This is a genomic window from Streptomyces sp. NA02950 (genome assembly GCF_013364155.1).
Taxonomy (GTDB): Bacteria; Actinomycetota; Actinomycetes; order Streptomycetales; family Streptomycetaceae; genus Streptomyces.
On sequence record NZ_CP054916.1, the window covers coordinates 9,345,832 to 9,360,940 of the forward strand.

General features: G+C 71.7%; 3 protein-coding genes (1 of these 3 cut by a window edge). All 3 read left to right on the forward strand.

Annotation, left to right across the window (positions count from 1 at the left end; translation table 11 throughout):
• Tightly spaced (each overlapping or abutting the next), the 3 genes in view from HUT19_RS40160 to HUT19_RS40170 form a layout consistent with a single transcriptional unit that may run on beyond the window.
• Positions 1-6,348: a non-ribosomal peptide synthetase gene (locus tag HUT19_RS40160; RefSeq protein ID WP_217712342.1), complete on the forward strand. Its 6,348-nt coding sequence runs from the start codon at positions 1-3 to the stop codon at positions 6,346-6,348.
• A complete protein-coding gene (locus HUT19_RS40165; protein WP_176186125.1) occupies positions 6,345-9,536 on the forward strand; it encodes a non-ribosomal peptide synthetase in 3,192 nt (1,063 codons plus the stop codon). The genes HUT19_RS40160 and HUT19_RS40165 overlap by 4 nt, the downstream gene beginning before the upstream one ends.
• On the forward strand, positions 9,533-15,109 hold the 5' portion of the coding sequence (locus tag HUT19_RS40170; protein WP_176186127.1) for a type I polyketide synthase. Its footprint extends 48 nt past the window's final position; 5,577 of the gene's 5,625 nt are visible here — the first part of the coding sequence; its start codon is at positions 9,533-9,535; its stop codon lies beyond the right edge, outside the window. Before HUT19_RS40165 ends, HUT19_RS40170 begins: the two co-directional genes overlap by 4 nt.

Below are 15,109 nucleotides of genomic sequence, written 5' to 3' on the forward strand. Positions count from 1 at the left end.
ATGGAGCAGGAAAGTCCCGGGTTCGCCGTTTCGCCCCGGCAGCGCGCGCTGTGGTCGCAGTGCGCCACCGGTAATGCCGTCAACGCCGTACAAGTGTGTGTGCGGCTGGACGGCGAGCTGGAGCGCGGTCGGATGGACGCCGCACTGGGCATGGTGGTGGGCACACACGAATCATTGCGCACCAGCTTCGTCTCCCACGCGGGTAGGCGAGCGCCCGCACAGGTCATCAGCGATCCCTCGGTCGTCGAGCTGCGTGCCGTCGAGCTGCGTGCGCCGACGAGCGGAGAGCCCAGCCGGGAACTGATCGAACTGGCCGCGGCGGAGCGGCGGTCGGTCGACAGCGGGCCCGGCGAAGGCTTTCGCGCGGTACTGGCCGGGACCGGCGTCCACCAGGCGGTGCTCCTGCTGACCGCCCACCCTCTGAACGCCGATCTCGGTTCGCTGCAGCTGGTCGCGGCGGACCTCGTCGCGGCCTACCGGAGGGACGAGAAGCATTCCGGGGACGTCCTCCAGTACGCGGACTTCTCCTCCTGGCACAACGAACTGCTCACCGCGCCCGAGGGTGTCGCCGATCGCGCAGCCTGGGCCGACCTCCTGGACGGCGACGGTGCGCTGCCGCGGACCACCACCGGTGAGGACACGGTTGCGCACCGGTCGTTCCGGCTGGCTCCCGTGCCCTGCGTCCATGCCCTCGATGAATTCGCCGCCGAGCACGAGATCGACGCCGAGGCCGTGCTGGCCGCCGCGTTCCGGACCGCGGTGTGGCGTGTGAGCGGGGAACACGACGGCCTGGTCCTGATGACGCGGCCGGGCCGTGGCTTCCCCTGGCTCGAGCGCGCGGTCGGCGCCTTCGAACGTGACGTGCCGCTGCGCGGCGAACTCACGGCGTCACAAACGTTTACGACGGTCGCTCGGGACACGGCCGAGTGGTTCCGCTGGGCCGAGCAGCGCGTCGACTACTTGGACCCGGAACTGGTGGCGGACAACGCAGCCGGACAGGTGCTGCCACGGTTCAGCTTCCACGCCCTCGGCGCGCCGGTGTACGAGTCCGGTCCGCGGTGGACCGTCACCGGACTGGAACAGGCTGACTCGGGCGCATTGTCGCTCACCTGTGTGCGCTCGGACGAAGCGCTCGAGATCACCGTGCGGTACGACGCCGCTCTGGTCGACCAGGCCACGGCGTTGGCGGTGGCCGATGCGTTCGTGACGGTGCTCAACACGGCCCTGGTGGACGGCACGACGTCGATCGGCGCGTTCGAACTGCTGTCGTCGGAGCAACGGGAGGCCGTGCTCGGCGCGGCGGCAGGTCCGGAGGCCGAGGTGCCGGACCAGGCCGTACACGAACTCATCGCACACCAGGCTGAGCTACACCCCGACCGGGTCGCCGTCGAGTTCGACAGAGCGGAGCTCACCTACATCGAGCTCGATGTCAGGGCCAACCAACTCGCCCACTGCCTGCGGCAGCGCGGGGTCGGGCGTGGCGACAGGGTGGTCGTGTCACTCGGGCGGTCGCCGGAACTGCTCGTGGCCCTGCTCGGTGTCCTCAAGTCCGGGGCCGCGTTCGTCCCGGTCGACGTCGGCTACCCGCCGGCCAGGCTCACACTGGCGATCGAACAGACAGCGCCGAAGGCGGTGCTGGCAACCGGTCCGGTGCTCGACGGCCTCGACCGGCAAGACGTCCCCGCGCTCGCGCTGGATGGGAACCCGGCCGAACTCGCCGGGCAGCCGACCGCTCCGCCCGGGATTGCTGTGACCGGCGACGACACCGCGTACGTGCTGTACACCTCGGGCACCACCGGCCGGCCCAATGGCGTGGTCGTACCGCACCGGGGCCTGGCGAACTACCTCTCCTGGGCCGCCACCGCCTACCGGCTCGACCAGGGCAACGGCGTGCTGGTGCACACCTCGATCAGCTTCGACCTGACGCTGACCGGTCTGCTCGGCCCTCTGATCGTCGGGCAGTCGGTCGTCCTGCTGCCGGAGAGCGCGGGGGTCACCGGGCTGGCGGGAATGCTGCGCACACGTCGCGACCTCAGCATGGTCAAGCTGACGCCGACGCATCTGGACATCGTCGGCCAGCTGGTCACCGCGGAGGAGATCACCGACAGCGTGCGCACCGTCGTAGTGGGAGGGGAGGCTCTGCGCGCGCAGAGCGCTGCTCCGTTCCTCGACGCGGGATCGACAGTGGTCAACGAGTACGGGCCCACTGAAACCGTGGTGGGCAGCATCGCCCACTGGGCGGACGTGGCAGCGCCGCGGCACGGCACGGTGCCTGTCGGCACACCGATAGCCAACACGCGGGTGTACCTGTTGGACCCGCGGAAGCACCTGGTGCCGGACGGGGCGGTCGGCGAGATCTTCCTCGGCGGTGCCGGGGTGGCCGACGGCTACCTCGGGCAGCCGGAACTTACCGAGCAGCGGTTTGTGCCGGACCGTTTCGGCACACCGGGCTCGCGGCTCTACCAGACCGGCGACGTGGGTCGCCGCCGTGCGGACGGGGCCCTGGAGTACCTCGGCCGGTTCGATGAGCAGGTCAAGGTCCGCGGCGTGCGCGTGGAGCCGAAGGAGATCGAGGAGGTTCTCCGCGCTTACCCGGGAGTCGGTCAGGCGGTGGTCGTCGCCCGCCGGGACGAGGACCCCGGCGGGTCGTCCCCGCTCGTGGGCGAGTTGCAGCTGGTGGGCTACGTGGTGCCCGGCAAGCAGAAGGGCGGCATGGACGGGGACCCCGTGCTGTCCTCGGCCGCGCTGGTCCGGCACTGCCGCGACCGGTTGCCCGAGCCGATGGTCCCGGCGGCGGTCGTGCTCCTCGACGCGCTGCCCGTGACGGCCAACGGCAAGCTCGACCGGGCCGCGCTGCCCAAGCCTGCGAAGGGGAGCAGGCAGGCAGCCGAGTACGTGGCCCCTCAGACGGAGACCGAAGAGATCCTGGCCGGAGCGGTGGCCACCGTGCTCGGCGTGGACCGGGTCGGGGCGGCCGACAACTACTTCCTGCTCGGCGGTGACTCCATCCGCAGCGTGATGGTTTCCAGCCGGGCGCAGGCCAGCGGCCTGGACGTCACGGTCGCCACCTTGCACGAGAACCCGGTCATCGCCGACTGCGCCGCCGCGCTGGATCTCAAACAGCCGGATGCCGGCCCACCGGTCACCGCGCCGTTCGTGCTCATCTCCGAGGAGGACCGGGAGCGACTGCCCGCCGAGGTCGCGGATGCCTTCCCGCTCAGCCTGTTGCAGGAAGGGATGATCTTCCACCGGGACTTCGCCGCGAAGTCCGCCGTGTACCACGCCATCGCCTCGGTCCGTCTGCGCGCGCCGTTCGACCTGGACGTGATGCGCACCGTGGTGCGTCAGCTGGTCGAACGCCACCCGATGCTGCGCACCTCATTCGACATGACCACCTACTCCCGGCCCCTGCAGCTGGTGCACAGCGACTTCCAGACCCCGCTGTACTTCGAGGACCTGTGCGGCATGCCGGAACCGGCGCAGGAGGACCGGGTCACCGCGTGGGTCGACCGGGAGCGGTTACGCGGCTTCGAGCTGCACGACTATCCGCTGATCCGGTTCATGGTGCACCTGCGCGGCGACGGCGACTTCCAGTTCACCTACGGGTTCCACCACGAGATCGTCGACGGCTGGAGTGAGGCGTTGATGATCACCGAGCTGTTCAGCCACTACTTCTCGCTCGTCTACGACGAGCCCATCGCGATCAAGCCGCCGACGTCCGGGATGCGCGACGCCGTCGCTCTCGAGCTGGAGGCGTTGGACAAGAGGGAGAACTACGACTTCTGGAACGACTACCTGGCCGACGCGACGCTCATGCGGCTGCCCAGGGTCGGGAGCGGGCCGACAGCCGACAAGGGCGAACGCGAGATCGTCCGGATCGTGGTGCCGGTCGGGTGCGAACTCTCCGACGGCCTCAAGCGGGTGGCCACCGGCCTCGCGGTGCCGCTGAAGAGTGTCCTGCTGGCGGCGCACCTCGCGGTGATGTCGGCCTACGGCGGCAACATCGACACGCTGACGTACACGGTGACCAACGGCAGGCCCGAAGCGGTCGACGGTAGTACCGCGATCGGGCTGTTCGTCAACAGCCTGGCGCTGCGGGTCCGGATGGCGGGCGGCAGCTGGCGGAAGTTGATCGAGGACACGCTGCGGTCCGAGCAGGTGTCGATGCCCTACCGGCGGCTGCCCATGGCCGAGTTGAAGCGGCACCAGGGCAACGAACCACTGGCCGAGTCGCTGTTCTTCTTCACCAACTACCACGTGTTCGGGGTGCTGGACCGGTGGACCGAGCGCGGGGTCGCGCACGTGGAGAACGAACTCTACGGCGAGTCGACCTTCCCGTTCTGTGGGATCTTCCGACTGCACCGGGAGACGGGCGAGCTGGAGGTGCGGATCGAGTACGACAGCCTGCAGTTCTCCGCCGAGGTGATGGAGAGCATCCGGGACTGCTATGTGCTGGTGATGGAAGCGATCGCGGCCGACCCCACCGCCCGCTTCGACGCTCTCGACCAGTTGCCCAACCGGGACCGCGAGCTGCTCGACGGGTTCGTCCGCGGCGAGGTCACCCCGCTGCCGGAACGGTGTGTGCACGAGGCGGTGGCCGTACAGGCCATGGTGACGCCGGACCGGATCGCGGTGGAGGCGGACGGCGCGACGGTCAGCTATAGGGCGCTCGATCGGTGGGCCGACCGCATCGCGCACGGGCTGCGCCGGCGGGGAGTGGGCCGCAATCACGTGGTCGGAGTCTTCGCCGAACGCTCACCCGAACAGATCGCCTTCCTGCTGGGGGTGCTCAAGGCCGGTGCCGCTTATTTGCCGCTCGACCCGACCCAGCCGGACGAGCGTACCGCGGCGCTCCTGGCGAGCAGCGGGGCCGCGGTGGTGCTCGCCGAGCGGCGCCTCGATTCCCGGGTACCGGCGGGGATCGATCTGTTCACGCCGGATCGCAACCCCACCGGAGCAGAAGCGAAGCGCCTCCCGGACGCGGGTGTCTGCGCCGCCGACGCGGCCTACGTTATCTACACGTCGGGCTCGACCGGCGAGCCGAAGGGCGTCGTGGTCGAGCACCGCAACGTGCTGGCCTCGATCCAGGCCAGGAGCGTGGCCTATCCTGAGCCGCCCGAACGCTTCCTGCTGCTGTCTTCGTTCGCTTTCGACAGTTCCGTCGCCGGGATTTTCTGGACGTTGACCACCGGGGGGACCCTGGTCCTGCCGGCGGAGGGCACCCAGCTCGACCCGGTGAGCACGGTCGGTGCGATCGCCCGGTCGCGGCCTACTCACACCCTCGGAATCCCGTCCCTGCTCGGCCCGCTGCTGGATCAGGCCGCGCCGGGGGAGCTCGGATCGCTGGCCCGGGTGATCACCGCGGGGGAGGCGGCACCGGCCGCCCTGCACCGGGAGTGCCAGGAGAAGGCGGCGGGCTGTCTGCTGTCCAACGAGTACGGCCCCACCGAGGCAACGGTGTGGAGCACGGTGTGGACCGGCACGCCCGACGCCGGGGAGCCGCATCTGCCGATCGGGCGCCCAGTGGCGAACACCCAGGTCCGGGTGCTGGACCAGCACGGTCGGCCGACGCCGGTGGCGGTGTCGGGCGAGCTGCACATCGGTGGGGCCACTGTGGCCCGCGGCTACCTGGGCCGCCCGGCCGACACGGCGGTGGTGTTCCAACCGGATCCGCACAGCCGGGTACCCGGTGCCCGGCGGTACGCGACCGGCGACGTCGGCCGCTTCCTGCCCACCGGCGACCTCGAGTTCCTCGGCCGGATCGACCACCAGGTCAAGATCCGCGGTTTCCGGGTGGAACCGGCGGAGGTCGAAGCCGTCCTGGACACCCACCCGGCGCTGCAACGGTCGATCGTGGTCGCCCGCGGTGGGGACGGCGAGAAACAGCTCGTGGCCTATGTGCTGCCGGACGCGGACGAGCGGCCCGAGCAGGCGGAGCTACAGCAGTACGTGCGGGACCGGCTGCCGCGGTACATGGTGCCCAGCGCCTGCGTGGTCCTCGACACCGTCCCGCTGACCAGCACGGGGAAGGTCGACCGTGCCCTGCTGCCCGAGCCGGAACCGGCGACCGAGCTGCCGCTCACTTCGCCGAGGACGGAGACCGAACAACTGCTGACCGACATCTGGTCCACGGTGCTCAAGCTCGACCGGGTCGGGGTGCACCACCACTTCTTCGACGTCGGCGGCGAGTCGCTGCGTGCGATGCAGGTGATCGCGGCGACCAACAAGCTGTTCGGGACCTCGTTGTCGGTGCGCAAGCTGCTCGACGCGCCGACCATCGCCGAGTTCGCGCTCGAGGTGGACGGCGCCCGGTATCCCACAGCAGCCGCTGGAAGTAGCCGCGGATGAGCCCGGCAACGGCGACCAGCCTTGAGCCGCCAGTACCGCTCACGACAGCCCAGCAGCGGTTGTGGTTCCTCCAGCAGCTGGCGCCGGGCAATCCGGCGTACACGATCTGCACCGCCATCGAGCTGGTGGGACCGCTCAACCCGCTCGCGCTGCGCTACGCGGTCGGCCGGATCGGCCGCAGGCACGAGATGCTGCGCGCGGTCTTCGCCGATGACGGCGAGGGCCCCAGCCAACGGGTGGCGTCGGCCGCCCCTTGCCTGCGGCTGGTCGACGTTGCCGCTGCCGGGGGCGAGCGGGAGGTGCGCAGGCTGCTCACGGAGATCGGGGCCCGCCCTTTCGCGCTGGCCGCAGGTCCACCCGTGGCCTGGCTGCTCCTGCGGCTTGCGCCGCACCGGCACCTGCTCGTGCTCTCGGTGCATCACCTGGTGTTCGACGGAGGTTCGGCCCAGGTGGTGCGCGACGAGCTCCAAGCCCTGTGCCAGGCCGCTGTCACCGGCACGCCGGCCGCCCAGCCCGCGCCGGGGGCCGACTATGGGCAAGTCGTCGCCCAGCAGCAGGAACTGGTGGAGCAGGACAGCGGTTCCGTGGCGTTCTGGCGGGCCGAGCTCGCCGGGGCGCCGCCACGCAGCACGCCCTTCGGCGGGACCTCGGCCGGGCATACCCGGCCGGTCCGGCACGTCGAGCGGCTGGGACGGGCGGAGATCGGTGCGTTGAACCGGCTGTGTAGGCGCACGGGCAGCACCAGGTTCATGGCGCTGCTGGCTGCGCTCGGCTGTTGGGTCGGCCGCTACAGCGGACAGCGGGACGTCGTCCTGGGTTCTCCGGTTGCCTTGCGAGAGGGCGAGCTGTCGCGGGGAGCGGTCGGCCTGCTCATCAACATGCTGCCCCTGCGCCTGCGGCTGCACGGCGAACCGGATTTCCACGACGTCCTTCGCCGCGCCAGGAACACGGTGCTCGACGCGCTGGATCACCGGTGGGTGGCGTTCGAGCGGATCGTCGACGAGCTGGGCGTACACCGAGACCTCGACACCACCCCGCTGTTCCAGGTGCTGTTCGCCTACCAGCAGCCTCCGGAGCCGCCGTCCCTGCCGGAGGTCGCGGCACGGCTGGTAGACGTGCCTGCCGCAGCGGCGAAGTACGACCTGACCGTCACCGCGGCGGACACCGCGGAGGGGATTGATTTGATTTTCGAGGCGGACGGCGCGTGCTGTTCGGAACCGGAACTCGCCAGTCGGTGCCGCCAGTTCCGGGCGCTGCTCAGCGCCGCGCTGGCCGATCCGGAGCGGTCCGTGCACCGGCTGGTGTTGACCACTCCGCAGCAGCTGAGGGCCCTGCGCGCTCCCGCGGCGATCGACCCCGGTGCGGGCGAGTTGGTCCACAGTCTCGTGGCGGCGAGAGCCGCCAAGCACCCCGACGTGGTGGCAGTGGTGCACGGCCGATGCCAGGTGAGCTACCGGCAGCTGGACGCCTGGTCGGACGGCATCGCCGCGGACCTGCGCGCTCGGGGCTGCGGCCCGGACGAGGTGGTCGGTGTCTGGCTCCCCAGGACACCGGCGATCCTCGCTGCCCTGCTCGGCGTGCTGAAAGCGGGTGCGGCGTTCCTGCCGGTCGGCGTGGAGCAGCCCGCGCAGCGGGTCCGGCTGATGCTCGCCGAAACCGGCTCCCGGCTGCTCATCGGTGACGAGGAGCTGCTGGACCGGCGCGGGGCCGAGGGAGTGCTCCTGCCGCCCGTGGTCCCGGTGTCCCGGCCCGGCCCGGCGCCGCGGGTGACGGTCCCGCCGCGGGCGCTGGCGTACGTGCTGTACACCTCGGGGTCCACCGGACGGCCGAAAGGTGTCGCGATCGAGCACCGCAGCGCTGCGGCCTTCCTGCGCTGGGCCGGGACCGAGTTCGGCGCGGAAGGGCTGCGCAGCGTCCTCGCCACCACCTCTGTCGGCTTCGACCTCGCCTTCTTCGAGCTGTTCGCGCCGCTGGCCCACGGCGGGACCGTCGTGCTGGCCGAGGACGCGCTCCACATCCCCGAGACACCTGCGGCCACGGGAGCGACCCTGCTGAACTCCGTGCCCTCGGCGGTGGCGGCCCTGCTCGATGTCGACGGGGTGCCCGGAGCGGTCGACGCGGTGAACCTGGCCGGCGAGCCGCTGCCGCGGGAGCTGGCCGACCGGCTCCAGCGGCGCCCGATGCACACCGTGGTACGCAACCTCTACGGTCCTTCCGAAGCGACCACGTACGCGACAGCGGGAGTGGTCGACGCGGGCAGTGCTCCGCCGACCATCGGCACCTCGATCGGCACGGTGCGCGCGTGGGTGGCGGATGACCATGGCCAACCGGTTCCCGACCTGGTCAATGGGGAACTGCTCATCGGCGGGCCCGCACTCGCCCGCGGCTACTGCGGCCTCCCCGCCAAAACGGCCGAGGCGTTCGTCCCCGACCCGTTCGGCGACCCGGGCACCCGTGTCTACCGCACCGGTGACCTCGTGCGGCAGCGCGCCGACGGCCAACTGGTCTTCGTCGGCCGCCGCGACGCGCAGATCAAGCTGCGCGGGGTGCGCATCGAGCTCGGCGAGATCGAACAGGTGCTCCGCACGGTGGCGCCGATCCGCGACGTGGTCGTCCTGCCGGATGGCGAGGAACCCGCGAACCGGCGGCTGGTGGCGTTCGCCAGCGCGACGCCGGGAGAGCGGTTGTCCCCGGACGACGTGCTGGCGGCGCTGCGCTCGGCGCTGCCGCCGGTGATGATCCCCTCGGCGCTGGTCGTCCTGGCCGATCTGCCGCACAACGACAACGGCAAGGTCGACCGGGCCGTACTCGCCGGCCGCGCCGCCACCGCGGTCCAGGAACGCCGCCGCGGGGGCGCTCCCGGGAACGCGCTGGAGCGGGCCATCGCACAGGAGTGGCAGCGGGTGCTCGGCGTCGAGCGGATCGGTGTCCACGACGGGTTCTTCGACCTCGGTGGGAACTCCCTCGGCCTACTGCGACTGCACCATGCGCTGGTCGGCTCCGTCCACGCCGGACTTCGGTTGGTCGACCTGTTCCAGTTCCCCGACATAGCCAGCCTCGCCGACCACGTCGATCACCTCATCCGCTCGGTCGACAGCGGGTGCCGGCCGCCCGCGGTCGACCCGGCGTTGGCCCGGGGCAGACGCCGCAGGTACATGGCAGGACTCGGACGGGAGCGCCAGACATGACCAGTTCACCCCTAGATTCCGCGGCGCCGGAGCCGGTCGCCGTGATTTCGATGAGCGGCCGGTTCCCCGGCGCGGACACCGTCGAGCAGTTCTGGGCCAACGTCAGCTCGGGGATCGAGAGCATCGCCCGGTTCCCCGACCCTGCGGCGGAGCCCCGCCCGCGCTTCGTCGGCGCGGAGGGGGTGCTCGGGGACATCGCCGGGTTCGACGCGGAGTTCTTCGGCTACTCGCCGAAGGAGGCCGAGGTGATGGACCCCCAGCACCGAATGTGCCTCGAGGCGGCGTGGACCCTGTTCGACACCGCGGGGTACGACCCGGCAACACTGGACGACCCGGTCGGAGTGTTCGTCTCCAGTGCGCTCAGCTCGTACCTGGTGCGCAACCTGCTGCCGAACGACGGCCTGTTACGGGATCTCGGAGGGTTCCCGCTGCTCATCCACAACGACAAGGACTTCGCGGCCACCACGATCTCCTACAAGCTGGGCCTGACCGGCCCCAGCGTCTCCGTCGGTTCGGCGTGCTCCTCCTCCCTGGTCGCCGTGCACCTGGCCGCGCGCAGCCTGCAGTCCTTCGAGTGCGACATGGCGGCGGCGGGCGGGGTCTCCCTCCAGGTGCCGCAGGCCCAGGGGTACATACACGCCGAGGGCAGCTACTACTCGGCGGACGGTCGGTGCGCGGCGTTCGACCGGTCGTCCTCGGGCACGGTCGGCGCCAGCGGCGTCGGTCTGGTCCTGCTCAAGCGACTGGCGGACGCGCAGCGGGACGGTGACCGGGTGCACGCGGTGCTGCTCGGGTCCGCGGTGAACAACGACGGCGGGCACAAGGCGGGCTACACCGCGCCGGGCGTGCGCGGACAGCGCGACGCGATCGTCGAGGCCCACGCCGCCGCCGGGATCTCGGCCGAGAGTGTCGGGTACGTCGAGGCCCACGGCACGGGCACAGCGATCGGGGACCCGATCGAGGTGGAGGCGTTGACCGCCGCGTTCCGCGCCACCACGGACCGCACCGGCTTCTGCGCGCTCGGCTCGGTGAAAACCAACGTCGGGCACCTCGACGCGGCGGCGGGCGTCGCCGGCCTGATCAAAGCCATCGGAGCGGTGCGCGACGGCGTGCTCCCGGCCACCCTGCACTACGAGGAACCCAATCCCGCCATCGACTTCGCGAGGTCCCCGTTCTACGTCAGCGCGGCAACGGCCCCGTGGCCGGTGGGGAGCTCACCCCGGCGCGCCGGGGTGAGCTCGTTCGGCATCGGCGGCACGAACGCACACGTGGTGCTCGAACAGCCGCCTGCCGCACAAGCCGTGGACAGCGAACGGCGCCCGGTCCAACCGCTGCTGCTGTCGGCCCGGTCGGCGGCGGCACTTGACCAGGCGGGGACCGAGCTGGCCGAGTGGTTGCTGCACGAGCCCGGTCTCGACCTCGCCGACGTCTCCGCGACCCTCGCGGGCAGGCGGGCACACCGTCATCGACGCGTCGTGGTGGCCGCCTCCGGCGCGGCCGCCGCATCGGCACTGCGCACACCGGTAGTACCGACGCCGGTCATCGGCGACGCACGAGCCGCGTTCCTGTTCTCCGGGCAGGGCAACGGCTACCCGGGCATGGCCGCCGGGCTGTCCGCCGGCGAACCGGCGTTCCGACGTCACCTCGACGAGTGCGCGCGGCTGCTGGCCGAGCACGCGGTGGATCTGCGCGCGCTGCTCGACGTTTCGAGCGGGACGCCCGCGGACCAGATCGCCGGGTTTTCGGTGAGCTACTCGCTGGCTCAGACGCTGATCGAGTGGGGCGTCGAGCCGGTCGGCATGGTCGGGCACAGCGTCGGCGAGTACGTCGCCGCCGCCGTGGCCGGGGTGTTCTCACTACCCACCGCGCTCCGCCTGGTCGTAGCTCGCTCCGAGGTGCAGTCCGCGCTCCCGGAGGGCCGGATGCTGGCCGTACCGCTCGGCGCCGACGAGCTGCGGCCGGTCCTCGACGACGGCCTTGCGCTGGCCGCGATCAACGCCCCCGACCGATGCGTGGTCTCCGGCACCGTCCACGCGGTGGAGGCGCTTGCCGCCCGGCTGACCGCCGACGGACTGCGGACCACGATGCTGGCGATGCGGCAAGCCGGCCACTCCGATGTGATCGGCCAGGTCCTGGATCTGTTCCGGCCCGCGCTGTCCGAGGCGGAGTTCCACGCCCCGCACCTGCCGTTCCTGTCCACCGTCACCGGCGACTGGGCCGATCCGGCCGATGTGGCCGGTCCCGAGTACTGGCTCGCCCAGATGCGCCGTCCGGTGCTCTTCGACGCCGCGGTGCAGCGGCTCGCCGAGGTGGCGCCCGCCGCACTCGTCGAACTCGGTCCGGGAACCGGGCTGGGCAGACTGGCCGCGCGCAGACTCGGTCCGCCCACTGTGTTCACCGGTAGCTGTCTGCCTCCCGCCGAGCAGAACCCGCGTCCCGAGCAGGAGACCGAGCACATGGTGCGGGCGGTGGGGGCCGTGTGGGCTCGTGGTTGTCCGGTGGACTGGACCGAGTTCCACCGTCCGCAGCGTCCGCTCCGCACGCACGTGCCGGGATATCCCTTCCAGCACGAGCGCTACTGGATCGAGGCCCCTGGCGAGACCGCGCCGGGACGGCTGGCCGCACTGCTGCCGGAGCCTGCGGTGGCAGGTCCCGTGCCCGACGACATCGACGACCACCCTGGGCTGCGCTCGGACCTGGAGGCGCTGTGCCGGGCGCTGCTGCTGGACTACCTGCGGGCGGTGGGCATCGCCGCTCGTGCGGGCGAGCGGCTCCAGGTGGCCGAGCTGCGCGCCGCGCTCGGGCTGGCGCCGGAGCTCTCCCGATTCGGCGACTTCTTGGTCGCCGTGCTGAGCGAGGACGGGGTGGTGGACCGGGAGGGCGACACGCTCACCTTCCGCCCGCTCGCCGACACGCACGATTCCGATCGTCTGCACGCCCGGCTGGTCGATCGTCATCCCGGGTTCGAGGGCCTCGCCGACCTGTTGGTGCACTGCGCCGCGGCGTACCCGGAGGCGCTGCGGGATCCCCGCGCGGCCGTCGGGGTGCTCCACCCCGGTGCGGACGGGGCCCTGCTGCGCCGCGAGCTGGGGGAGCGGACCGTCGAGTACCGGTCGACCGGTGCGCTGGGCCGGATGCTCGGCGACGTGCTCGAACGGCTCGCCGCCGAAGTGGGCAGGCCGCTGCGGGTGCTGGAGGTCGGTGCGGGCGAAGGCACGCTCACCCAGCAACTGGCGACGCGTCTCGGTCCGCAGCGCGTGCAGTACCACGCCACCGACCTCGCCCCGTTGGTCGTGGACCTGCTGGCAGACGGGGCCGCCTCTCGCGGTGTGCCGCTGACCACCGGGGTGCTCGACATTGACCGGGACCCGGCCGCGCAGGGGTACTCCGCCGGGTACGACCTGGTGTGCGGACTCGACGTCGTCCACGCCACCCCCGACGTGGCTCGCAGCCTGCGCAACCTCAGGTCTCTGCTGGCGCCGGGCGGAGTGCTCGGCCTGATCGAGACGGTGCGGCACGACCGCTGGCTGCCGATGATCTGGGGGCTGACGACCGGGTGGTGGATCCATGCCGACCGGTCCAGCGACCACGGCCCGCTGCTGGACGTCGACGGCTGGCGAGAGGCATTCGCGAGCCAGGGCTTCACCGACACCACGGTGCGCACCGCGGCCACCGGGCGGCCCGACGCCGCCCTCATTCTGGCTACCGCCCCTGCTGTGGCCCCCGTCGTCAACACCGTCGGCGCCGGGCAGCAGCCGGTGCGCCGCGAAGACCCCGGCGACTGGACCCACCTGCCCGGCTGGCGGCACGCCGCACCTGCCCCCGCCGCACGCCGTCGGGACGGTACGACCTGCCTGCTGCTGTCGGACGGACCGCTCGGCCAGGAGGTGGCTTCGCGGCTGGACACGCTGGGCGTCCGCGCGGTGTTCGCCCGGGCGGACCCGGCCTGGAGCACCGATCAACGGCGGTACCGTGAACTGCTCGCCGATCTGGCCGCGCAGGACCGGGCACCGCAGCTGATCGTGCATCTGTGGCCGTACGAAGCCGCAGGCGTGGACCGCCCCCTCGACCTGGGGACGGTCAAAGAGGGCCAGCTCACCGGGCTGCACAGCCTGCTGCACCTGGCCCAGGCCATCGGCGCCGAAACGGGCACTCAGCCGGTGCGCCTGGTGTCGGTCACCAGGGGAGCGCAAGCCGTGCTGGGCGACCTGGCGCACCCGGAACACGCGACGGTGGCCTCCGCGGTCAAGGTGATCCCCAGAGAACTGCCCCGCGTGTCCGCCACGGCGATCGACGTCGATGCCGCGGACGCCGGCCTGGCGGACCGGGTCGTGGCCGAACTGCTGGACCCCGCGTCGCCCACCGAGGTCGCCTACCGGGGACGGCAGCGGTTCGAGCGCGACTACCACCCGCTGCCGTTCGGTCCCGCACGCACACCGGAACCCGGTGGCGTCTACCTGATCTGCGGCGGGCTCGGTGGCATCGGGCTGAGCGTCGCCGAATACCTCGCCCCCACCGCGCGTGCGCTGGTACTGACCCGGCGCACACCGTTCCCTGAACCCGAGGACCGGGCGGCGCACCCGGCGGGCGGGGACACCGAGCGGCTGGCCGAACGGCTGGCCGCGCTCACCGCGAACGGCGCCGAACTGTTGCTCCGGCGAGCCGACGTGGCCGACGAGGCCCGGATGCGGGAGGTGGTCGCCGAGACGGAGAGCAGGTTCGGCCCGATCACCGGGGTGGTGCACGCCGCGGGTGCTCCGGACACCGCGGGCCTCATCCAGCGGAGGGACCGCCACGCCACCGACGAGGCGATGGCGTCGAAGGTGCTCGGCCCGGTCGTGCTGGACACGATCCTTGGCGACCGACGGCTGGACTTCTTCGTGCTGTGCTCGTCTATCGGCAGCGTCCTGCACAAGCTGAAGTTCGGCGAGGTGGGCTACGTCGCCGGCAACGACTTCCTGGACGCGTTCGCCGCTCACCGCGCGGCCCGGCGGCCCGGCCAGACCGTGTCGATCGGCTGGACCGACTGGACCGACGAGGCTGGGATGTGGGCCACGGTCCAGGAGAAGCTGGTCCAGCGGTACGACGTGGCCGCCGCGCCCGAGCACGTAGCGCCCGGCGCCGACCTCCTCGGTGCGATCAGCCGGTCCGAGGGGACCGAGCTGTTCGCCCGGATCCTCGCGGGCAACCGGTCGCCCCGGGTGCTGGTCTGCACCCTGGATCTCGGGGCGCTGCTGGCCCGGCACGAGGCGTTCAGCACCGACGATCACCGCGCTGCGGTCGCAGGACTGCGGATCGCCCGTTCGCGGCGGGACAGGACCGCGCTGTCCACCGTGTACCGGGAGCCCGGCACGCCGGTCGAACGGGGTGTGGCCGCCTGCTGGGCGGCGCTGCTCGGCGACGACCCGATCGGCGCGGACGACGACTTCTTCGAGCTCGGCGGCGACTCGCTGGTCGCGCTCCGGCTGCTGTCGGCCGTCCGGGAGCGGTACGGGGTCGAGCTGTCGATGGCCCAGCTGTTCGACGCGCCAACGATCTCGGGTCAGGCCGCGGCGATCGAGCACGGCGCGAGC